The following is a 22,025-nucleotide window of genomic DNA, read 5'->3' as shown; positions in this document are numbered from 1 at the left end:
GTTGGGAATAACCCGAAACCCGTGTGGGAGCGAGCCTGCTCGCGATGGCGGCGATAGATTCAATATTTCTGCAAGCTGACCCACTGCAATCGCGAGCAGGCCCGCTCCCACAGGGGATCTGTGCTGCTTAAACCCGAAATGCCTGCACCGCCGTGTGCAGCCGCCCACCCAACACCAGCAGGTTGTCGCCCTGTTCCCGCCCCTGACCAATGCGCAGCAGATTATCCCCACCCAGTTGATGAATCCGCTCACTGTGATCGCGGATTTCGCTGACGGCGCCGCTTTGTTGGGCGGTGACGTCGGCGATGCGCACTGCGGTTTCGGAAATGGTCTGGATGGCCCCGACGATTTTATCCAGTGCGCCGTCGGCCGCTTGTGCCTGGTTGGCGGTGGCTTCGGCGTGTTCGACCTGGGCGCGCATGCCGTCCACCGACTGGCGCGCGGCCAGTTGCAGGCGGGCGATCAGTTCCTGGATCTCGGCAGTGGCGCCCGCCGTGCGTTGGGCCAGGGAGCGGACTTCTTCGGCCACCACCGCGAAACCTCTTCCCATGTCTCCGGCGCGTGCGGCTTCGATGGCGGCGTTGAGGGCCAGCAGGTTGGTCTGATCGGCAATCGAGCGAATCACTGTCAGCACGCCGCCGATGGTGGCCGATTCCTCGGCCAGTTGTTCGATCATTTGTGCGTTGCCTTGCACTTCGCCCACCAGCGCATGCAGGCCGGTGAGGCTCAGGCCGATGACTTTCTGTCCTTGCTCCACAGCATGCCCGGCGCTACGGCTGGCGTCGGCGGCCTGGCTGGCGTCACCGGCTACTTGTTGAATGGTCGCTTCCAGTTCGCTGAGAGAGTCGCGAATCAGCGCCGTGTCACCGGCCTGGTGCTCGGCGCCGCTGTGCAATTCTCCACTCAGCTCGGCCAGTGCCCGGCTGCTGCCAGCGACCTGCTCGGCATTCAGGCGAATGGTGCCGACCAGATCCACCAGATACGCCCGCAAGCGATTGAGCGAGGCCTGGATGTCTTGTAACTCGCGGTTGCTGGCGCCCACATGAATGTCGCGGCTGAAATCCCCTTCGGCCCAAGTCGACAGGGCGGGTGCCAGATTCGTCAAAGTCCGGGCCAGGCGCCGCTGCAAGGTGTCAATGAGCAATGCGATCAGCAGGATCAGGCCGATCATCAATCCCTGAATCAGCCGAACTTCGCCCTGGATCTGGCCATGTTGGGCGCGAACCGCCGACTCCATGGCATCGATCGCCTGTTGCACATCGGCGATTTTCAAGTGCGTGGCGCTGCTCAGTTCTGTGCGCTTCTGGATCAATGCGCGAGTGCGCCCCAGTTCGGCAGGATAGCGGCCGAGCAGGCTGTTGAGTTCGCGCTTGAGGGCGATGCCGGCGTCTTCGGCGACGGTTTCTTCCTGGGTCTGCAAGCCCATCAGCGCAGCGAAATCATCGCCCTGCGCTTCGTTGCTGGCTGTCACGCCCAGCAGCGGCAGGCTGTCGAGGCTCTCGGCCTGTGTGCGGATGCTCTGCAGTTCCCGTTCGACATCGGCGGCCAATTCGCTGCGTCCGCTGCTGACCAGTTTGTCCCGGGCGAGGGACAGTCGGCCCAGATGTTGCGAAGCGGCGAACAACGGCGGCAGGTAGGCCGGGGCGCCATTGGCGTATTGCGCAAGGCGGTCCAGGCTCGCGCTCAGCTCCCGTTCGGCCTGCAACAGCAGGGCTTGCGGATCGCCCGCCAGCTTACCGGCGGCCAGCAGATCGGTCTTGCTGAAGCCGTCGAGGCTGGACAGGCTTGGGCGCAAGCTCTTGGCCAGTTCGGGCGGAAATAGGTCCAGGTCCTTTTGCAAGGTATCAATGGACTGGGTCGCTGCGCTGAGGCGCAAGGCGTCGCCGCTGGCCAGGTAATCTTCGATGTTGCGCGCCACCTCGCCCTGGAACTGCCGCGACAGGCTCAGGTAGCGCTCCATCAACAGATAGGGGCGCTCCAGGGCGATTTGCGACCACCACAGGGTGCAAGCCAGGCCAAGGCACACGGCAACTAAAAGAAGGGTATTGAGATTGGTCAGCAGCTTCAGGCGCATCAAGGGTCTACCAAGGGCAGAATCGTAAGTGCTTGAAGTTATTGCGTTTGGGTTACAGGTTTATGACTGAATCGGTGGATTCCGATGAAAAGGTGGCACTTTGCTTTGACTGCCGCGCGCTTTGTACCCGATTGCGCCCTGCGTGCTTGGCGCGGTACAGCGCTTCGTCCGCCTGGCTGGCCATCATCAGGCTGTCGGACTCTTCGCTCATCTGCACCACGCCCGCGCTGAAGGTGCACCACAGGTCCTGGGGCTGCGCCGGGTAGTGAATTTCGGCAAAACGCTGGCGGATTTCATCCAGTACCTTGTAGGCCGCATCGATATCCGTGTCCGGCATGACGATGGCGAACTCTTCACCGCCGTAACGGCCGATGAAGTCGGTCTTGCGCAGACGCTGCTTGAGAAACAGCGCCAGGCTTTTGATCACCCGGTCGCCCATGGGGTGGCCGTGGCTGTCGTTGACCCGTTTGAAATGGTCGATGTCCAGCATGGCAAAGCTCAACGGCTTGCCTTCGCGGCGAGCGCGGAAGCAGCAGTCTTCGAGCAATTGCAGGATATGGGTGTGGTTGTAAAGACCGGTGAGGCTGTCGCGGACCATCCGCGCCTTGAGGTTGCGCGCCCGGGCCGCGCGATTGCGCACGGTGGTGATCAGGTGCCGGGGTTTGATCGGTTTGGTCAGGAAGTCGTCGCCGCCTTCACTCATGGCGTCGAGCTGTTTGTCCAGGTCGTCTTCGGCGGACAGGTAAATGATCGGCACGCTGACATAGCGGTCATTGTGGCGGATCACCTTCGCCAGCTCCGTGCCGGTGCAGGCGGGCATGTACATGTCGAGGATGATCAGATCAGGCTGGAAATCCGCCAGCTCGGCCATGGCCTGGATCGGTTCGATCAGCGTGCGGGTGACGATACCGGCGCTGTTGAGCAGGCGCTCGGTGTGCAGGGCCTGGGCACGGGAGTCATCAATGATCAGCACTTTGTAGGGTTCGTACTGGGCAACGCAGGTCAGCACTTCGATCTTTTCCAGCAGGCTCGAAGCTTCCAGGGTGCCGGTGAGGAACTCCTGCCCGCCGGCGCGCACCGCCGCCAGGCGTGTCGGCGTGTCGGTTTCCAGCAGGCTGAAGAACAAGAGCGGCAACGGCTGCTCCAGACCTTCCTGGGCTTCGGCGGCCAGTTTCAGGCCGATGCCGGGGCCGCTGAAGTCCACGTCCATGACAATCGCGGCCGGCAGGCGCTCGACCATCGAAGCCCGAAACGCCGCCACGCTGTCGAGCGCCTGGGCGCTGAGGCCGAAGAACTCCAACTGCTTGGCCAGCCGCTCGGCGCGGTCATGGTCCTGCAACATCACGTAGATGGGTTTGCGCAGCGGCGGCAGGAAGGTCTGTTCGAGCTGATCGCCATGGCGCAGGCCGGTGCGGGACAGGCGCTGCATCAGTCGATTGATTTCAGTGATCAGGTGGCTGCTCAGACGCCCGCGATTGGCTTCCACCGCTTGCAGCGATTGACTGATGCCCTGGGCGAGCTGGCAATGCTCCGGTTGCTCGAAGCGCTCGGCAAAGCGCAGCAGACGCAGGTTGGCTTCGCTGAGCTCCGACAGGTCGATGCCTGACCATTCACTGCGTTGCAGGCGCTGCCAGATCTCCAGGATCTGACGAGCCTGGTGAATTACCCGCTGGGCAAAGTGGTGCTTGAGGCGCTCACGGCTGGGGTCTTCTGGCTCGGTCATATCCTGACTACTAGTTAGGGTGCATGCTGAGATCGACTGGTGGCTCTATGCTAGCACCTCTTTTCATTCGCATGAGTGTCATACGTCAATAATCTGTCTTGGGAGGGTATTCAGTTTATGACCGGTCAGTTTCGTAGGCTGGTGACAGCGCTTCCTTTATAGTGGCCGTTCGATTGCCCTGTCGTGGTCGGCATGATTTGCGCCGCATTATCGCGTTTCAAATCAGGCACGATGGCGTAGGGTTGTGGTCGAACCGTGAACTCAAGTGATTGAAGGGACATCGCCATGCTGGACTGGAAAAACCGCGCGGGCAGCGCGCCTGAACGTGCCGCCGAGCCGAAATCGGCCACCCGCAGCTACCTGGGTGGGCTTTTTTTCAGCCGGGCACTGGCCACCCTGGTCGGCCTGTACTTGCTGGTGACCATTGCCGTCGGCTGGTACTGGAGCCAGGAGCCCGCCCTGTTCCCCGTGCAGCAGAACGCCCAGGCGGCCGCGGAGAAGGAAGGCCGGCAAATGGTGATCGGCTACACCACCGTCGAGACCCTCAAGACCGTGGCCGAAACGCTGCTGACCAAGCCAGGTGGCTACATTTCCAACGACCGGTTCCCGCCGGGCCTGTGGATGGACAACATGCCGAGCTGGGAATATGGCGTGCTGGTGCAGGTACGCGACCTGAGCCGCGCTCTGCGCAAGGACTTCGCCCGATCCCAGTCCCAGTCCGCCGAGGACGCCGACCTGGCCAAGGCCGAGCCGCGCTTCAACTTCGATAACCGCAGCTGGGTGCTGCCCTCCAGTGAGTCGGAGTACCAGGAAGGCATCACTCTGCTGAGCCGCTATCAGGCGCGCCTGTCCGATCCGAACCAGAAAAGCGCGCTGTTCTATGCCCGCGCCGATAACCTGAATAATTGGCTGGGCGATGTCGGCACTCGTCTGGGTTCGCTGTCCCAGCGCCTGTCGGCCAGCGTGGGCCGGGTCAAGCTCAACACCTCGCTGAAAACCGAAGTCACGGCCCCGGGCCAGGTACCGCAAGTGGACGAGGAGGTGGTCGAAACCCCGTGGATGCAGATCGACAACGTGTTCTACGAAGCTCGCGGCCAGGCCTGGGCGCTGTCGCATTTGCTGCGCGCAATCGAAGTGGATTTCGCCGATGTGCTGGCAAAGAAAAACGCCACGGTCAGCGTGCGGCAGATCATTCGTGAACTCGAAGCCTCCCAGGAGCCGGTCTGGAGCCCGATGATCCTCAACGGCAGCGGCTTCGGTGTATTGGCGAACCATTCGCTGGTGATGGCCAACTACATTTCCCGCGCCAACGCGGCGGTGATCGACTTGCGGCAACTGCTGAACCAGGGCTGACAGATGGAAGAAAGCCCGCGGGAGGTCGCTCATCGAGTGGCCTCGGATGCCGAGCTCATCGCTTGGGTCGATAAAGACGACAACCTGCTTGGCAGCCTGGTGCGTTCGGACCTGCGTGAGCGCGGTCTGATCGGACGCGGCACCTACATCATGCTGTTCAACTCGGCCGGTGAGTTGTGCGTTCATCGGCGGACCCTGAGCAAGGCGATCTATCCGGGTTTCTGGGACGTGGCGGCCGGCGGGATGGTGCAGGCCAACGAGACCTATGCCGAGTCGGCGGCTCGAGAGCTGGCGGAAGAGTTGGGCGTGAGCGGCGTCGAACTGACGGCCCATGACCATTTTTATTTCGAAGACAGCGGCAGTCGCCTGTGGTGCTCGGCGTTCTCGGCCGTGTGGGACGGGCCGCTGATTCTGCAACCTGAAGAGGTACTCGAGGCGCGTTTCCTGGCGGTCGACCAGGTGCTCGATGAAATCCAGCACAAGCCTTACTGCCCGGACTCTCTGGCGGCACTGGAGCGCTATTTGCGAGCCCATGGCGATGATGTCGCAAAGAAGCGCTAAATTGGCGCCGATTGGCCCTTAGCAAGTTAGCTTTTTGCCGTTACACTGCGCGACTTTTCAAGCTGAATCGCTGTCTGCGATCCAGTAGCGCTGCCCCTGCCTGAGTGGGGCTTCGCGGTCGGGGCACTTACTTTTGCCCGGCCAGTCTTTGTCCTCCCAAGAGGATTGCCGGTGGCCAAAAAAGCCGCATCCTTCGCCGCCTTGGGCGGCCTGGTATTTTCTACCGACGCCGGTCGTCATTGCCCTGATTGCCGCCAGCCGGTGGATGCCTGCATCTGCAAACAGACCACCATCCCGGAAGGTGACGGTATCGCTCGCGTGCGCCGTGAAAGCAAAGGTCGCGGCGGCAAGACGGTGACCACGATCACTGGCGTGCCGCTGGCCGAGGACGCGCTCAAGGAACTGGCCACCACGTTGAAGAAACGCTGTGGCACCGGTGGTGCTTTGAAAGACGGCATCATCGAGATCCAGGGCGATCACGTCGAGCTGCTGCTGGCGGAACTGACCCGACACGGCTTCAAGGCGAAAAAGTCCGGCGGCTAGCAGCCTCTGTGAAAACCACCCTCGGCTTGATTCGAACCCTTTCTACGAAGCACGGTTCGAAGTCGCCCACATGGTTTTCACAGAGCCTGTTCTGAACGGGTTTCTAAACTCAGCGCTGTGAGCAGGGTCTACCTTGCTTACAGGCAAATCGTCATTTCCATTCTCTAGACTGCTCCAGCCTCCTACCGGATGGTGCATTTTGACTTCTTTATAGGGGACTTCGATGTCCGTACGACGCACACGCAAAGACGATGGCAGCCAATGGACAGTTGCGGACAGCCGCAGTGTTTACGGGATCCGCCATTGGGGGGCCGGGTATTTCGCGATCAATGACGCCGGTCGCGTCGAAGTCCGTCCGAACGGTCCAGGCAGTTCGCCCATCGACCTGTTCGAGCAAGTCGACCAGTTGCGCCAGAGCGGCCTGTCGCTGCCATTGCTGGTGCGCTTCCCCGACATCCTGCAAGACCGCGTGCGCCAGCTCACCGGTGCGTTCGACAGCAACATCGCGCGCCTGGAATACCAGAGCCAGTACACCGCGCTCTATCCGATCAAGGTCAACCAGCAGGAAGCGGTGATCGAAAACATCATCGCCACCCAGAACGTTTCCATCGGTCTTGAGGCCGGCTCCAAGCCCGAGCTGCTGGCGGTGCTGGCCCTGGCGCCCAAGGGCGGGACTATCGTCTGCAACGGTTACAAGGACCGCGAGTTCATTCGCCTGGCGCTGATGGGCCAGAAACTGGGCCATAACGTCTTCATCGTGATCGAGAAAGAATCCGAAGTCGGCCTGGTGATCGAAGAAGCCGCGTCGCTCAAGGTCAAGCCACAGGTCGGCCTGCGGGTACGCCTGTCGTCCCTGGCGTCGAGCAAGTGGGCCGATACCGGTGGCGAAAAGTCCAAGTTCGGCTTGTCTGCCGCGCAACTGCTGTCGGTGGTCGAGCGCTTCCGCGCCGCTGGCCTGGATCAGGGCATCCGCCTGCTGCATTTCCACATGGGCTCGCAGATCGCCAACCTGGCGGACTACCAGCATGGCTTCAAGGAAGCGATCCGCTACTACGGTGAGCTGCGCAACCTCGGCCTGCCGGTGGATCACATCGATGTTGGCGGTGGCCTGGGCGTGGACTATGACGGTACGCACTCGCGCAATGCCAGTTCGATCAACTACGACATGGACGATTACGCCGGTGTCGTGGTTGGCATGCTCAAGGAGTTCTGCGATGCCCAGAGCCTGCCGCATCCGCACATATTCTCGGAAAGTGGTCGCTCCCTGACCGCCCACCACGCGATGCTGGTGGTGCAGGTGACCGACGTCGAGAAACACCACGACGACGTGCCGGTGATCGAAAACAAGGAAAGCCTGCCGGAGACCGTGCAGTGGCTGGTTGACCTGCTGGGCCCGACTGATATCGAGATGGTCACCGAGACCTACTGGCGCGCCACCCACTACATGAGTGACGTGGCCGCCCAGTACGCCGACGGCAAGCTGACCCTGGCGGAAAAAGCCCTGGCCGAGCAGTGCTACTTCGCGGTGTGCCGTCGCCTGCATAACTCGTTGAAGGCCCGCCAGCGCTCCCACCGTCAGGTGCTGGATGAGCTCAACGACAAGCTCGCCGACAAGTACATCTGCAACTTCTCGGTGTTCCAGAGCCTGCCGGACACCTGGGCCATCGGTCAGGTGCTGCCGATCCTGCCGCTGCATCGCCTCGATGAAGAGCCGTTGCGCCGCGCCGTGCTGCAAGACCTGACCTGCGACTCCGACGGCAAGATCAAGCAGTACGTCGACGAGCAGAGCATCGAAACCAGCCTGCCGGTGCATTCCCTCAATCCAGGCGAAGATTACCTGTTGGGCATCTTCCTGGTGGGTGCCTACCAGGAAATCCTTGGCGACATGCACAACCTGTTCGGTGACACCGACTCGGTGAACATCTACCAGAATGCCGACGGCAGCGTGTACCACGCCGGTATCGAAACCCACGACACCATCGAAGACATGCTGCGCTACGTGCACCTGTCGCCGGAGGAGTTGATGACCCACTACCGCGACAAATGCGCCAGCGCCCGTATCAGCGCCGCCGAACGCACCCAGTTCCTGGATGCCCTGCGCCTGGGGTTGACGCGGTCGTCCTACCTGTCTTCCTGATGGCGGCCTGAACGCCCTCCGGGACTGTCAGAAAATACACCGTGTGCTGCGGGTTTTTTCGGATAGTCCCGGAGGGCGTTTTTATTTGTGCCGCTGTTATTTCCGAACACTGGTGCATTTAACCGGTGGTGTCCTTATTTCGTGTAGTCCCTTTCCTAACTTGTACTTGGGCTCTCTACTCGGCCATGGCTCTCAGCGAGAATCCTCAGCCGCCCCTCCTGTAGAGAAACGCCGATGTCCGATCCAGCCAGCGAGCCGTCATTTCGTCTGGAGATAGCCGGTCTGCCCGAATCCTTTGTTGTCGTGGCCTTCACGGGCAGCGAAGCCATCAGCGAACCCTTTGTCTTTGATGTGGAGCTGTTGATCGGCGATACGCCCCTGGACCTTGCCGGGTTGCTCTACCGCAGCGTCTGGTTGAGTTTCGACGCTGGAGGGCGGGGCATCCATGGGCAGATTCACGAGCTTGTCCAGCATCGTCAGGGCGCTGCTTGCCGGGTACGCATCGGGCCGAAGCTGGCGTGCCTGGCGCAACGATTCAGCCAGCGGGTGTTCAGTGCCCGCTCAGTGCCGCAAATCATTCGCCAGGTGCTCAAGGCCCACGGCATTGCCGGACGCCAGGTGTGCCTGGCTTTGAGTGGTGATTATCCGCTGCGCGATTTCTGTACCCAATATCGGGAGTCAGATCTGCAATTTCTCCAACGCGTGTGCGCCGAGGCGGGCATTTACTTCCATTTCGAGCAGGCTCGGGATGGGCATTGTCTGGTTTTTGCTGACAGCACGGACGATTCCCTGCCCGATGGCGAGACGCTTTACAGGCTCGAGGGAACGGCTCCGGCGGTGCGCAACTGGCGTGTACAAAGCGATGTTTCGGGGGAGCAGGTAGCCTTGGGCCGCAGCGATCTGATGGGGCTGCATTGTGGCCGGACGCTGTCGCTGGCAGGGCACCCTGTCGAAGGCTGGAACCAGCCCTGGCTGTTGACGAAAGTCGAGCATCGCGCGCAGGCCGGCGTATATGGCAACCATTTTCGCGCCATTCCTGCGGGATGGCCGTTCGTGGCGACCGGGGTTGCGGCAAAACCTCGCATGCTGAGTCGGCAGCGCGGCTGGGTGGTCACGGTCGATGAGCCGCAGATGCAGGTGGCGGGGCGAGTGGCGGTGCAGTTCGACTGGGTCTATCAGGGGGAGGGAGCCAGTCCCAGTCATTGCTGGCTGCCGTTGGCCCCTGAGCTGGCCGCTTGGGGGCACGCCATTGGCAAGGGTACCGAGGTGCTGGTGAGTTTTATCGAGGGCGACCCGGACCGTCCATTGATCAGCGCATTGCTCGACGCGCCGGCATCTCGGGAAGACGCGGATGAATCCCCCCTGAGTGAAACGTCCCAACCTGTCCATGAGGGCTCTGGCTTCGACCCGCTTCTGTTGGCGGCGATCCAGAGTGCCGAGCCGTTGGTGTTGTTGTGTCTGTTGCCCGGAGGCGGCAGCTTCAACCCCTGTAGCCAGCCGTTGTGCACCTGCCGCATGCTCACGCAGCTTGGCGCGGGCGCTGCTCCATGAGTGCTGCCGCCATGTCTGCATCAGCGCCGCAATGGCTGCTGCTCGACGTACCCGGTGCGCCGGACACCGCGCAGCGTTTGCAGGAGCAGTTCGCCGAGATCCGGCGCTTTGCCTTGTTCGAAGGCACCGAATTGCACGGGCTGAGGGAGCATGGTCCGTTGCTGGTGGATTTGCAGCAATCGCCGGCACTGGCCAGCCTGTGTCACCTGGATGCCGGCGCCTGGCCGGGGCTGTTGTTGGTCAGCGGAGCGTCAGAGGCGCAATTACTGGCGCATCTGCGGCGCATGTTGACGGTGACGTTAGGCCTGCATCACAAGGCCTTGCTGAACTATTACAACCCTCACACGGCCAGTTATTTCTTCGACGGTTGCGATCCTCGGGAACTCACTTGCTGGCTGGGGCCGATCAGCCTGGTGCGCTGGTTCGGCGGGACCTGGGGCGACAGGACCATCGGCAGCCAGGGCTGGCAGCAACTCTGCAATCCGGGGCTGGCAGTACCGGCACTGGAAAATGAACACAGTCTCAGCCATTGGCAGCAGAGTCAGTTGCAGCGATGTCTGCTGGAACGCCACGTCTGGCAGTGGTCTTGTTCTACCGGACGGGATTTCCGCCTGCTCTGGGAGGACTTGCAGCAAGGGCTGACCCTGGGGTTCACCGAACGACCGGTACTCGACGACTGGTTATGGCTGCGCCTGCAGTACCCCAATGCCCGACCCGTGCCGGGGCTCAAAGGCGGTTCGCAGCGCGAACGCCTGGATCACCTGCGGCGGCTGTGGCAGGACAATCAAGGTTGAAAAGGTCAATGGGCGCCGGCACCGAACCAGCTATCGCGCTGTTGCATGCGCCAGGCGAAAGCACCCAGGGTCAGGCTGCGCAAAGCCATGAACAGCAGGAAAGTGATCCACAGCCCGTGGTTGCCCAGCGCTTGCAGTACCCAGGCAAACGGCGACACCAGCAACAGGGTCAACAGCATGCCGTTGCGCATTTCCCTGGCACGAGTGGCGCCGATGAACAGGCCATCGAGCAAATAACTCCAGACCGCAATCAACGGCAGCGCTGCCAGGTAAGGCAGGTAGCGGTAAGCGGTGTCGCGCACGTCCGGAATATCGGTCTGCATATCGATGAACAGGTGGCCGGCGAGCAGAAACAGCAGGGCAAACCCTACGCTGGCAATCAATGACCATCCGCAGGCCACCACCAGCGAGCGGCGCAGGGCCAGGCGGTCGCGGGCGCCGATGGCGTGACCGCACAGCGCTTCGACGGCATGGGCCAGACCGTCCAGGGCGTGGGCTGTCAGCAGCAGACCATTGAGCAGCAGCGCGTTGGCTGCCACGGTCGCATCCCCCAGACGCGCGCCTTGCACCGTGATCAGGAAGAACACCGCTTGCAGCGCCAGGCTGCGAATGAAAATGTCCCGGTTCACCGCCAGCAACGGACGCCAGCTTTGCCACACCCCCAGGGCCGCCCAGGCGATCTGCCCCGGCCAGGCCCGCAGCGTGTTGCGCGCCAGGATCAGACCGACCAGGGCGCCGGTCCACTCGGCAATCACCGACGCCCGGGCCGAACCGGTCACGCCCCAGTCCAGGCCGATCACGAACCACAGGTTCAGGGCGATGTTCACCAGGTTGGTCACCAGCAGGATCGCCAACGGCGCCCGGGCATTCTGAGCACCGAGAAACCAGCCCACCAGCGCATAACTGGCCAGCGCCGCTGGCAAGCCAAACAGCCGGGTGTGGAAAAAGTCCCGGGTCAGCAGCTCAAGCTCGGCGGATGGCTGCATGAAATGCAACGCCACGCCACTCAACGGCACGCCGACCGCCCCCAGCACCAGCGCCAACCCCATCGCCAGCAGCAGACCTTGCAGCAGCACCTGCCGCAACGCCGCTCCATCCCCACGCCCGGCTGCCTGGGCGGCGAACCCGGTGGTGCCCATGCGCAAGAAACCCATGGCCCAGGCCAGCACCGTATACAAACTCGCCCCGACCGCCACCGCGCCTAACTGATGGGCATGGGGCAAGTGGCCGATGACGGTGCTGTCCACCAGCGCCACCAGCGGCACGGAAATGTTCGAGAGAATCATCGGCGCGGCCAGCGCCCATACCCGGCGGTGGGTAAGACGGTCGCGCCAGTCGGTGATCAGGTTGGACATGCGAGCTCCTTGGCGGAGCGCGATTGTAGCGGGTTCTCGCATGATCGTTCTCATGCTCCGCGTGGGAATGCCTCTAGGGACGCTCCGCGTTCGATCTCAAAAAACTCTGTGGGAGCAAGGCTTGCCCGCGATGAAGATGACGCGGTCTTTCAGGGCGCCGAGGCGCCTGTATCGCGAGCAAGCTTTGCTCCCACACAGTGCTCTCGGCCCTAGTGAATGATCCAGCTCAACAACCACAACCCCAGCACCAACCAGATAATGCCCAGGATGATCGATGCCCGCATGAAGGCGCGGATTGCCGAGTACAGCAGCATCAGCCCGAGGATCAGCGCAATGATGCTGATGATCGAGGTGTCCATGCCCAGTGTGCGCGACAGGCCATCGACAAAGTTGCCGCCAGCATTGGCCAGGGTGTTGAACAGGCCGCTGAGCAGGTCGACGATAAACCGGATCACCGAACCGAGCGCCTGGCCGAGCCATTCGAAAAAGCTTTCTACCTGCATGTGTACATCCTGATGAGAGAGATCGGAATCGAGCCTTGGGCTTCTGGTTGTAAGAGCGGCTGAAGGCCAAGATCGTTCGATTATGGGGCAAAACGCCGCTTCGTACCGAGACGCTTGCCTTCCCTCGTCATCCCCCCGAAGCTATGCGCATTCAGGAGACCCCGATGAACCTTGTTGAACTGACCGAACGCCTGCATGCCATTCGTGACCGTAACGATTGGCGGCAATTTCACAGCCCGAAAAACCTCGCCATGGCCGCCAGTGTGGAAATGGCCGAACTGGTGGAGATTTTCCAGTGGCTGACCGAGGACCAGTCGCGCCAGTTGCCGGCGGACAAACTGGCCCACGCTGGGCAGGAAGTCGGTGACATTGTGTTGTACCTGTTGCTGCTGTGCAGCGAGCTGGGGTTGGATATGGAGGCTGTGGTGCGCAGCAAGCTGGCCGACAGCGAGCGGCGGTTCGGCCAATGAGCGATCGCCATTTCGATCAGCTCGCCACGCGCTTTGCTGAAAAAATCTACGGTGGGGCCAAAGGTGCGATCCGCCTGGCGGTGCTGCAGGCCGATCTGCTTGAAGCCTTGCCTGAGCGTCCGTTGCGTGTGTTGGACATAGGCGCCGGCTTGGGCCACATGTCGTTGTGGCTGGCCGAGCGCGGCCATCAAGTGACCCTGGCCGAGCCAGCCGAGCCCATGCTCGAAGGTGCCCGTCAGCGGTTCGCCGATGCCGGTCAGAGCGCAACGTTCATTCAGGCTCCGTGGCAGGCGCTGCCCGACCAGCTCACTGAGCCTTACGACCTGGTGCTGTGCCACGCGGTGCTGGAATGGCTGGCCGAACCCCATGCGATCCTGCCGGTGCTGCATCAACTCACGGTTCCGGGCGGCTGGTTGTCCCTGGCGTTCTACAACCGCGACGCGCTGGTTTATCGCAACCTGCTCAAGGGGCATTTTCGCAAGTTGCGCAAAAATGACATGGCCGGTGAAAAACAGAGCCTGACCCCGCAACAACCCCTTGATCCGCGGGAATTGGCGGCGCAACTTGAAGGCGTGTGGCAGGTCGAAACTCAAAGTGGCGTGCGGGTTTTCCATGACTACATGCCGGTGGAGTTCCAGGGCCGCGTGGAGCTGGCGCAGTTGCTGGAGATGGAGCTGGCTCACCGCCGCCATCCGGCGTTTGCCGGGTTGGGGCGTTATCTGCACTGGGTCTGCCGTCCCCTCTGATCTGAAAGAGCAATCGGAGCGCGAAATGAAAGGTCGTTCAGGGTTGTTGGTGTTGTGCCTGGGACTGGCTGCCTGCCAGGGCAGCAACCCGTATGTCGCCACGTCTAACCCGCTGCCACCGGCGCCGCCGCAGGCCGCCACGGTGTTTGACCGCAGCGCTTACCCCGCGCCACCCCGTGACTACGGGCGCTATCGCAGTTGGGCCTGGCTCAACGGGCGACTGCCACCGGGCACCGCTTGGGCGGACTCGGCCCAGGTGGCTGAAGCGGTGAGCAACGCCCTGGATCAACGCGGCCTGCGTCCATTGCATGACAACCGCCCGGCCGACCTGTTCGTCAGTGCCGACCTGCGCCTGGAAACGCGCGTGCGTCAGGTTCGGGACGACTATGATTCCGGTTACTACGGCGGCTACAACCGTTACGACCGCTACGGCCCCGGCTATGGCATGTATCACTCGGTGCCGGTGGTGCGCACTTATCGGGAGCAGGTCGTGGTGGTGCGAGTGGACCTGTTCGATGCCCGTAATGGTCAGCCGGTGTGGAGCGCCAGCGCCGAGACCAGCCAGCGCGGCAGTCAGAGCGCGCGCACCGATGCCATTCGCGAAGCGGTGGAAAAAGCCCTGTCGGCTTATCCTCCAAGTTGATTACGCAACGGAGAAAAACCATGTTTCGCCGTATCGCTCTACTGGCTTTTACCCTGTTGCTCGGCGCCTGTGCGGGTACCCCGGTCAACCACGACTTTGACACCAGCCGGGATTTCTCGGCTTACCGCAGTTGGAGCTGGAAAGAGCCGGCGCTGCAATATCGTCCCGATGATCCGCGCATCAAGAGCGACCTGACCGAACAGCGGATCCGTCAGGCGGTTGCCGATCAACTCGACCAGCGCGGTCTGCGCCCGGCCCAGGCTGGCGGGCGAGGGGATGTGATGGTCCAGGCCTACCTGATCGTCGAGGATCGCCAGCAACAGATCACGACCAACTACGGCGGTGGTTGGGGCAGCCCTTGGAATGGCTATTGGGGCGGGCCGATGTACAACGAAACCCGCAACATCAGCTACAAGGTCGCCACGGTGCAGATTGACCTGCTCGATGGCAAGGACGGCAAGCTGGTGTGGCGTGGCAGTGATGAACGAATGCTCAGCAACTCGCCCAATCCGACGGATCGCAGCACCGCAGTGCGTGAGACGGTTGCGCGGATCCTGGCGAACTATCCGCCGCGGTAGGCGGACTCAGCATCGACGCCAACTGACCCACCGCTATCGCGAGCAGGCTCGCTCCCACAGGGGATTTGTGTCGCACGCAGGCCCCATGAACGCCCGAGAACCCATGTGGGAGCGAGCCTGCTCGCGATGACGGCGGCCCATTCAACATCGATGCAAGCTGACCCACCGCTATCGCGAGCAGGCTCGCTCCCACAGGGGATTTGTTTCGAACGCAGGCCCCATGAACGCCCGAGAACCCATGTGGGAGCGAGCCTGCTCGCGATAGCCATCGCACATTCAACAAAGATGCCGGTCCTCAGCCAGCCGGCCGCCAGCTCCCCACCATATGCTCCAAGTCCCCCGAACCGATCAATCGCAAGTCTCCGCTGGACCCCGCGGCACTCGCCAGCAGTGTCACTTCGCTGGGCAGGCGCACCGGCTTCTTGAAGGTGACATCGATCTCGACGTTGGCATCGGGTAAGTGTTCGTCCAGCGCCGCCAGGGTCCTGGCCTTGTTCCACAGGCCGTGGGCGATGGCGGTAGGGAAGCCGAACAGCCGGGCGCTGAGGCCGCTCAGGTGGATCGGGTTGTAATCGCCGGACACCTTGGCATATTGCCGGCCAATGTCAGCCGGCGCGGTCCAGTGCGCCACTTCAGTCAATGCCTGAATCTCTTGCAGCGGCTCTTCCACCAACGCGCCGTCAAGCTGGACGCCCTTGCAAAGCATCTGGCTCTCGGCCTCCCACAACGGCCCCAATTGATCATCAATGCGAGTCACAAGGTCGAACACCGCGCCCTTGGGGTGAGCTTGCAGATTCTGCACGTTGACGCGAGCCTGCACTTGGCTGACCCCGCCCATGGGCCGCAGTAAACGGATGCGATTGCTCAAGTGGATCAGCCCCAGCAACGGGAACGGAAAGTCCCGGGCGGTGAGCAATTGCATCTGCAGGGCAAACGCCAGTACGTGGGGGTAGGTCGGCGGCAGCAGTCCGTTTTCGGCAAAACCGCAGACCTTGCGATAGGTCGCCAGGCGTTGCGGATCGACCTGTATCACTTGGCGCAGTCCGTCCTGGGGCAAGGTTTTTCCAGTGACCTTGCGCCGTGTCGCGGCTTTCACGTACAGCGAGGACATACCGGGCGCGGCGTTTACTTCATGCCATTGGATCGTCATGGTCATGCTCCCAGGAGGCTTTGCCCGCACACCCGCAGCGTTTGGCCGGTAACGGCGCCCGTCCCCGGCTGGGCGAGCCAGGCCACGGCTTCGGCGACGTCCTGTGGCAGGCCGCCCTGGCCCAGGGAACTCATGCGCCGCCCGGCTTCGCGCAGGGCGAAAGTGATGTCGGCGGTCATGCGGGTTTCAATGAAACCCGGGGCTACGGCGTTGATGCTGATCCCCCGAGGTTGCAGGACCGGCGCCCAGGCCTGGGCCAGACCGATCAATCCGGCCTTGCTCGCTGCGTAGTTGGTCTGGCCGCGATTGCCGGCGATGCCGCTGATGGACGCCAGCAGAATTACTCGGCCATTGTCCCGCAGGGTGCCACTGTCGAGCAGGGCCTTGGTCAGCACCTGCGGCGCGTTGAGGTTGACCGCCAGCACCGCGTCCCAGAACTCCGGGGTCATGTTGGCGAGCGTCTTGTCCCGGGTGATGCCAGCGTTGTGCACCACGATGTCGATGCCGTCGGGCAGGTGTTCAGTCAACTGTGTAGCGGCGTCTTCAGCACAAATGTCCAGCGTCACGCTGCGCCCGCTAAGGCGTGCAGCCAGGGCTTCGAGATCGGCCTTGGCCTGCGGGACGTCCAGCAGGATCACGTCGGCGCCATCGCGGGACAGGGTTTCGACAATGGAGGCGCCGATCCCCCGGGCCGCGCCGGTGACCAGAGCCTTGAGGCCGGTGAGCGGACGCGTCCAGTCCTGGACCTGGGCCTGGCAGGCATCAAGGCGAATGACCTGCCCGGAAACGTAGGCGCTCTTGGGCGACAGGAAAAACCGCAGCGCACCTTCCAGTTGGGCCTCGGCGCCGTCACCCACATACAGCAATTGCAGCGTCCCGCCGTGGCGCAACTCTTTGGCCAGGGAACGGCTGAAGCCCTCCAAGGCCCGCTGCGTGCTGGCGGCAAACGGATCGGCGAGACTTTCCGGAGCGCGGCCGAGGATGACGACATGGGCGCTGTGGTCGAGGTTCTTCATCAGGGGTTGGAAGAACTCGCGCAGTTGCTTGAGCTGGTCGGCCTGCGCCAGATGACTGGCGTCGTACACCACCGCCTTGATTTTCGGACCGTGACCGGGGATCCATTCGGTGGCCAGTGTCGGTTCGCCCCCGTAGATGAAGATCGCATCGGTCAGGCGCTTGGCAAATGCGCCGATCTGTTCGGTCAACGGCCCGCCGCCCAACAGCAACGCACCTTCGATCGGCCGCAGCCGCCCGGCCTGCCAGCGCTCCAGGCGGGCCGGCGATGGCAGGCCCAGCGCACCGACCAGACGCAGGCCCAGGGGCGAATTGGCGAAGTCGATATAACGGTCTGACATGGAACACACTCCGGCTGATGAGGTTCAAAGTGTGGACCATGATTGGCAATCAGTCGTTCGATTGGCCAGATAAAGCCTAAGCTTGTGCGGGAGCCGGGTTTCCGCAGGCCCATTGGCGCATCCGGACATACACAGGGAGTTCTTCATGACACAGCTACGCCGCGTCGCGATCATTGGTGGTAACCGCATCCCCTTCGCCCGCTCCAACGGGGCCTATGCCACCGCCAGCAACCAGGCGATGCTGACCGCCGCGCTCGAGGGGCTGATCGAGCGCTATAACCTGCATGGCCTGCACATCGGTGAGGTGGCCGCCGGTGCGGTGCTCAAGCTTTCCCGGGATCTGAACCTGACCCGCGAATGCGTGCTCGGCTCGCGGCTATCGCCCACCACCCCGGCCTACGATCTGCAACAGGCTTGCGGCACGGGGTTGGAGACTGTGCTGTTGACGGCCAACAAGATCGCCCTCGGGCAGATCGACAGTGCCATTGCCGGCGGCGTAGACACCACCTCGGATGCGCCGATTGGCGTCAACGAAGGGCTGCGCAGAATCCTGCTGCAAGCCAATCGCGCCAAAACCACCGCTGAGAAAATCAAGACCTTCCTGCAACTGCGTCCCCAGCACCTCGTTCCCGAACTGCCGCGCAACGGCGAGCCACGAACCGGCCTGTCCATGGGCCAGCATTGCGAACTGATGGCTCAGACCTGGCAGATTCCCAGGGAGGAGCAGGACCAATTGGCCCTGGAAAGTCATCAGAAAATGGCCGCGTCCTACGCCGAAGGCTGGCAGAACGACTTGATGACGCCGTTTCTCGGCCTGACACGGGACAACAACCTGCGTCCGGACCTGACCCTGGAAAAACTCACCGCCCTCCAGCCGGCCTTCGAAAAAAGCGCCAAGGGCACGATGACGGCGGGCAACTCCACGCCATTGACCGATGGCGCGTCACTGGTGTTGCTGGGCAGCGAAGAGTGGGCCAAGTCCCGGGGGTTGCCGATCCTGGCGTATGTGCGCGACGGCGAAACGGCAGCGGTGGATTTCGTCAACGGAGCAGAAGGGTTGTTGATGGCGCCGGCCTACGCCGTGCCTCGGTTACTGGCGCGCAACGGCCTGACGTTACAGGACTTTGATTACTACGAGATCCACGAGGCATTTGCCGCTCAAGTGTTATGCACACTCAAAGCCTGGGAAGACCCGGATTATTGCAAGACGCGACTGGGCCTCGACGCTCCGTTGGGCAGCATAGACCGCAGACGGCTGAACGTGAAAGGCAGCTCCCTGGCCGCCGGCCACCCGTTTGCCGCCACGGGTGGAAGAATCGTCGCCAACCTCGCCAAGTTGCTGGACGCGGCGGGGCGGGGCCGCGGTCTGATTTCCATCTGCGCGGCCGGTGGCCAGGGTGTGACGGCAATCATCGAGCGTTGAGGGACGCCTCGCGTTGTTGATGAATGAGTTCCCGTTGGCGGTTGGCGTAGCGCTCGGCCAGGATCGAACAGACGATCAACTGCAACGGGTGATAGATCATGATCGGCAACAGGATCAGCCCCAGGCCGGGGTTGTTGCCGAAAATCAACGCGGCCATCGGCACCCCGGCCGCCAGGGATTTCTTGCTGGCGCAGAACACCGCGGCAATCTCATCGGCGTTGCTGAACCGCAGGGCCCGGGCGGTGCGGGTGGTCATCCACAAAATGATTGCCAGCAACACGGCACTGCCAAGCAATGCACTGAGCAGCACAGTGTTGCCTTGTTGTTGCCAGATCCCGGAGACCATCGAATTGCAGAACGCCGCGTAGACCAGCAGCAGGATCACCAGTTTGTCGATGATGCTGGTGTAGCGTTTGTACCGCCCGAAAAAACCGGCCAGCCAGCGCCGCAGTAACTGTCCGAGCACCAGCGGCAGCAGCAACATCAGGCAAAGGTCGAGCAAAGTCGCACCCAGATCGATACCCCCGGCGCCGCTGCCGACCACGAAACTGACCAGCAGTGGCGTCAGGAAAATCCCCAGCACGCTGGACAGGCTCGCGTTCAGAATCGCCGCCGGTACGTTACCGCCGGCGCTGCCGGTCAGGGCCACCGAGGATGAAATGGTCGAGGGCAGGACGCACAGGTAGAAGAACCCCAGCATCAGCAGTGACGGCACATGGCGGCCCAGAAGCCAATCGCTGACCAGCCAGATCAACGGAAACACGCCGAAGGTAAAGAGCTGCACCATCACGTGCAGTCGGGTGTTTCTCAGACCGTGGCGGATCTGCTCGCCGGACAGGTTTATCCCGTGCAGGAAGAACACGACAAAGATGCCGATATTGACCACCCACTCGGCATGCATGGCGCCACCCGTGGCGCCAAAGCTGGGAAACAGATACGCCAGCAACGTGGCAAGCAGCATGCCGCACAGGAACCAGTCGGTTACCAGGCGTTTGAGGTGTCTGAAAATGTGCATACGGCACCGCAAGTTGTAAGAAAAGTCGACTTAGCCTAACGTCGGCACTTGCAGCCGTCTTGCGACATAAGGCCAATCCATGCCGACTAACGGACACCAACAACTCGAAAGACGCATTCCCGACCTGACGGAATTGCCCAGGCCGCTTTATGCCCGTGTCGAAAGCTTGAGCGCCGGTTCGTGGACCCAGGCCCATCGTCATGATTGGGTGCAGTTTTCCTACGCCATCAGTGGCGTGCTGGGTGTGCACACCGCCGAAGGCAGTTTTTTCGCCCCGCCACAATGGGCCATCTGGATTCCTGCCGACCTGGAGCATCATGTGATGACCTCCACCCGGGCGGAAATGCGCAGCCTTTATGTCCACCGCGACGCCTGCCCGTGGGCCGATGAGCGTTGCCGGGTGCTGGAGGTCACGCCGCTGGCGCGGGAGCTGATCAAGGCTTTTTGTCAGTTGCCGGCCGATTACTCCCAGGGCGATACCCAGGACGCACGACTGGTGCAAGTGTTGCTGGACCAGTTGGCAGCACTGCCGGAGGTTGGCTTTTGCCTGCCACTTCCCCGGCATGCGCGTCTGCTGGCGTTGTGCAACGAGCTGATCGAACAGCCCGACCAGAACGTGACTTTGCAAGTGTGGGCCGAGCGCTTGGGCACATCGGAAAAAACCCTGATGCGTCTGTTCCAGCGCGAAACCGGCCTGAGCTTTCGCGCCTGGCGCCAGCGTACGCGGCTGTTGTCGTCCCTGGGGTCGTTGGAAAAAGGCGATAGCGTGACCGGCGCGGCGTTGTCCTGTGGCTACGATTCCACGTCCGCTTTCATAGTGGCGTTCAAGGGGATGTTTGGATTGACCCCGGGGGAGTTGTTTAAACATTGAATCAGCTGCACTGGGCATGGCTGTCAGCTCTTGTCGCAAATGCCTTTGCATTCAGTTGCCAACGCTATGCGCTGTCTCGGCTATGATTCGGCTCGGTCGATTTAATCCGGCACATTGTGTGCATCGAAGGGTTCATAAGTCGGCAACCCCTCCCCGTGGAGGGAGGATTGCCGTATAACGACTGTCATTCGCGTGTTCGGTAATAAAGGACCCACAATAAAAGCTGATGAAGACTCCAAAACGCATTGAACCCCTGATCGAGGACGGTCTGGTCGACGAGGTGCTGCGCCCACTCATGAGTGGTAAAGAAGCAGCTGTTTATGTGGTGCGCTGCGGCAACGAGCTACGTTGCGCCAAAGTCTACAAGGAGGCGAACAAGCGAAGTTTTCGTCAGGCGGCCGAATACCAGGAAGGCCGCAAGGTGCGTAACAGTCGCCAGGCTCGGGCTATGGCCAAGGGCTCCAAGTTCGGGCGCAAGGAAACTGAAGACGCCTGGCAGAATGCCGAAGTGGCGGCGCTGTTCCGGTTGGCCGGCGCGGGCGTGCGAGTGCCCAAGCCGTACGACTTCCTCGAAGGCGTGCTGCTGATGGAACTGGTGGCTGACGAGTACGGCGATGCGGCACCGCGTCTGAACGATGTGGTACTGGAGCCGGATCAGGCCCGTGAGTATCACGCGTTCCTGATCTCCCAGATCGTGTTGATGCTGTGTACCGGTCTGGTGCACGGTGACCTGTCGGAGTTCAACGTGCTGCTTACGCCGACGGGCCCGGTGATCATCGATCTGCCGCAGGCGGTGGACGCCGCTGGCAACAATCACGCCTTCAGCATGCTGGAGCGGGATGTGGGCAACATGGCGTCCTACTTCGGCCGGTTTGCCCCGGAGCTCAAGCGCACCCGGTACGCCAAGGAAATGTGGGCGTTGTATGAGGCCGGCACCTTGCACCCGGCCAGCGTGCTGACCGGCGAGTTCGATGAGCCGGAAGAACTGGCGGATGTCGGCGGGATCATGCGTGAAATCGAGGCTGCCCGCCTGGACGAGGAACGCCGCCAGGCCGTCCGCGCCGCTGACGACGCTCCACCCGGCAAAACCGAAGAACCGCCTCCGCCCTGGATGCAGTGACCGCTTGACCAGAAACCCGGCCCAGGCCGGGTTTTTTGTGGCCGCCCAAAAAATCCCACA

General features: G+C 62.2%; 19 protein-coding genes and 1 pseudogene. 13 read left to right on the top strand and 7 right to left on the bottom strand.

The window, feature by feature from the left end; genetic code table 11:
• Nucleotides 1–127: 127 nt before the first annotated feature.
• Nucleotides 128–634: pseudogene (locus tag GSM73_RS28305) on the bottom strand (methyl-accepting chemotaxis protein); the annotation flags it as partial.
• Nucleotides 635–2,126: 1,492 nt separating this feature from the next.
• Entirely contained in the window at nucleotides 2,127–3,797 is a 1,671-nt protein-coding gene (locus tag GSM73_RS20725; RefSeq protein WP_076382830.1) for a diguanylate cyclase, read from the bottom strand.
• 285 nt (nucleotides 3,798–4,082) lie between these two features.
• On the opposite strand from GSM73_RS20725, the gene GSM73_RS20720 reads away from it, so the two are divergent.
• The 6 genes from GSM73_RS20720 (at nucleotide 4,083) to GSM73_RS20695 (ending at nucleotide 10,736) form a co-directional block, all read left to right on the top strand.
• Nucleotides 4,083–5,150: a DUF2333 family protein gene (locus tag GSM73_RS20720; protein WP_047227394.1), complete on the top strand. Its 1,068-nt coding sequence runs from the start codon at nucleotides 4,083–4,085 to the stop codon at nucleotides 5,148–5,150.
• 3 nt (nucleotides 5,151–5,153) lie between these two features.
• Entirely contained in the window at nucleotides 5,154–5,711 is a 558-nt protein-coding gene (locus GSM73_RS20715) for an NUDIX hydrolase (RefSeq protein ID WP_076382828.1), read from the top strand.
• A gap of 171 nt (nucleotides 5,712–5,882) precedes the next feature.
• Nucleotides 5,883–6,254: a translation initiation factor Sui1 gene (locus GSM73_RS20710; RefSeq protein WP_047227396.1), complete on the top strand. Its 372-nt coding sequence runs from the start codon at nucleotides 5,883–5,885 to the stop codon at nucleotides 6,252–6,254.
• Between the two features lie 223 nt (nucleotides 6,255–6,477).
• Entirely contained in the window at nucleotides 6,478–8,391 is a 1,914-nt protein-coding gene (gene speA / locus GSM73_RS20705; protein ID WP_047227397.1) for an arginine decarboxylase, read from the top strand.
• Nucleotides 8,392–8,625: 234 nt separating this feature from the next.
• Nucleotides 8,626–9,942: a type VI secretion system Vgr family protein gene (locus GSM73_RS20700; RefSeq protein WP_076382826.1), complete on the top strand. Its 1,317-nt coding sequence runs from the start codon at nucleotides 8,626–8,628 to the stop codon at nucleotides 9,940–9,942.
• Nucleotides 9,939–10,736: a DUF4123 domain-containing protein gene (locus GSM73_RS20695; RefSeq protein WP_076382824.1), complete on the top strand. Its 798-nt coding sequence runs from the start codon at nucleotides 9,939–9,941 to the stop codon at nucleotides 10,734–10,736. Before GSM73_RS20700 ends, GSM73_RS20695 begins: the two co-directional genes overlap by 4 nt.
• A gap of 5 nt (nucleotides 10,737–10,741) precedes the next feature.
• On the opposite strand, the gene GSM73_RS20690 is transcribed toward GSM73_RS20695, so the two are convergent.
• A complete protein-coding gene (locus GSM73_RS20690) occupies nucleotides 10,742–12,091 on the bottom strand; it encodes an MATE family efflux transporter (RefSeq protein WP_160893692.1) in 1,350 nt (449 codons plus the stop codon).
• 209 nt (nucleotides 12,092–12,300) lie between these two features.
• Entirely contained in the window at nucleotides 12,301–12,594 is a 294-nt protein-coding gene (locus GSM73_RS20685) for a hypothetical protein (RefSeq protein ID WP_047227401.1), read from the bottom strand.
• Between the two features lie 164 nt (nucleotides 12,595–12,758).
• On the opposite strand from GSM73_RS20685, the gene GSM73_RS20680 reads away from it, so the two are divergent.
• Genes GSM73_RS20680 through GSM73_RS20665 form a run of 4 tightly spaced genes read left to right on the top strand, consistent with a single transcriptional unit; the run spans nucleotide 12,759 to nucleotide 15,031 of the window.
• The gene (locus GSM73_RS20680) at nucleotides 12,759–13,064 is read left to right on the top strand and encodes a MazG-like family protein (protein ID WP_092395915.1); all 306 of its coding nucleotides are present in this window, start codon (nucleotides 12,759–12,761) and stop codon (nucleotides 13,062–13,064) included.
• Entirely contained in the window at nucleotides 13,061–13,810 is a 750-nt protein-coding gene (locus GSM73_RS20675) for a methyltransferase (protein WP_047227403.1), read from the top strand. Before GSM73_RS20680 ends, GSM73_RS20675 begins: the two co-directional genes overlap by 4 nt.
• 25 nt (nucleotides 13,811–13,835) lie before the next feature.
• A complete protein-coding gene (locus tag GSM73_RS20670) occupies nucleotides 13,836–14,453 on the top strand; it encodes a DUF4136 domain-containing protein (protein ID WP_076382818.1) in 618 nt (205 codons plus the stop codon).
• Between the two features lie 20 nt (nucleotides 14,454–14,473).
• Nucleotides 14,474–15,031, top strand: coding sequence for a DUF4136 domain-containing protein (locus GSM73_RS20665; protein WP_047227405.1), 558 nt, complete (start codon nucleotides 14,474–14,476; stop codon nucleotides 15,029–15,031).
• Between the two features lie 295 nt (nucleotides 15,032–15,326).
• Here the strand turns inward: GSM73_RS20665 and GSM73_RS20660 are convergent, their stop codons facing one another.
• Both GSM73_RS20660 and GSM73_RS20655 read right to left on the bottom strand, forming a co-directional pair.
• Nucleotides 15,327–16,181 (bottom strand): MaoC/PaaZ C-terminal domain-containing protein, encoded by an 855-nt coding sequence (locus GSM73_RS20660; RefSeq protein WP_160893690.1) that lies wholly within the window; start codon nucleotides 16,179–16,181, stop codon nucleotides 15,327–15,329.
• A 2-nt stretch (nucleotides 16,182–16,183) separates the two neighbouring features.
• Nucleotides 16,184–17,536, bottom strand: a complete 1,353-nt coding sequence (locus GSM73_RS20655) for a 3-oxoacyl-ACP reductase (protein ID WP_160893688.1) — start codon at nucleotides 17,534–17,536, stop codon at nucleotides 16,184–16,186.
• 145 nt (nucleotides 17,537–17,681) lie between these two features.
• Here GSM73_RS20655 and GSM73_RS20650 point away from each other — a divergent pair, with 145 nt between their 5' ends.
• Nucleotides 17,682–18,959 (top strand): acetyl-CoA C-acetyltransferase, encoded by a 1,278-nt coding sequence (locus GSM73_RS20650; RefSeq protein ID WP_160893686.1) that lies wholly within the window; start codon nucleotides 17,682–17,684, stop codon nucleotides 18,957–18,959.
• Here GSM73_RS20650 and GSM73_RS20645 read toward each other — a convergent pair.
• Nucleotides 18,946–19,974: a bile acid:sodium symporter family protein gene (locus tag GSM73_RS20645; protein ID WP_047227409.1), complete on the bottom strand. Its 1,029-nt coding sequence runs from the start codon at nucleotides 19,972–19,974 to the stop codon at nucleotides 18,946–18,948. The two genes, GSM73_RS20650 and GSM73_RS20645, sit on opposite strands and share 14 nt — an antisense overlap.
• Before the next feature lie 79 nt (nucleotides 19,975–20,053).
• Between GSM73_RS20645 and GSM73_RS20640 the strand changes: the two genes are divergently transcribed.
• Both GSM73_RS20640 and GSM73_RS20635 read left to right on the top strand, forming a co-directional pair.
• On the top strand, nucleotides 20,054–20,845 hold the full coding sequence (locus GSM73_RS20640; protein ID WP_160893684.1) for a helix-turn-helix transcriptional regulator: 792 nt from the start codon (nucleotides 20,054–20,056) through the stop codon (nucleotides 20,843–20,845).
• Nucleotides 20,846–21,071: 226 nt separating this feature from the next.
• Entirely contained in the window at nucleotides 21,072–21,965 is an 894-nt protein-coding gene (locus GSM73_RS20635; protein WP_047227411.1) for a PA4780 family RIO1-like protein kinase, read from the top strand.
• The last annotated feature ends 60 nt before the right edge of the window (nucleotides 21,966–22,025 follow it).

It is taken from the genome of Pseudomonas sp. PICF6, assembly GCF_009831705.1.
GTDB classification, from domain to species: domain Bacteria; phylum Pseudomonadota; class Gammaproteobacteria; order Pseudomonadales; family Pseudomonadaceae; genus Aquipseudomonas; species Aquipseudomonas rhizophila.
Note: the sequence above shows the minus strand (reverse complement) of the source record. Positions and strands in the feature narration are given on the sequence as shown.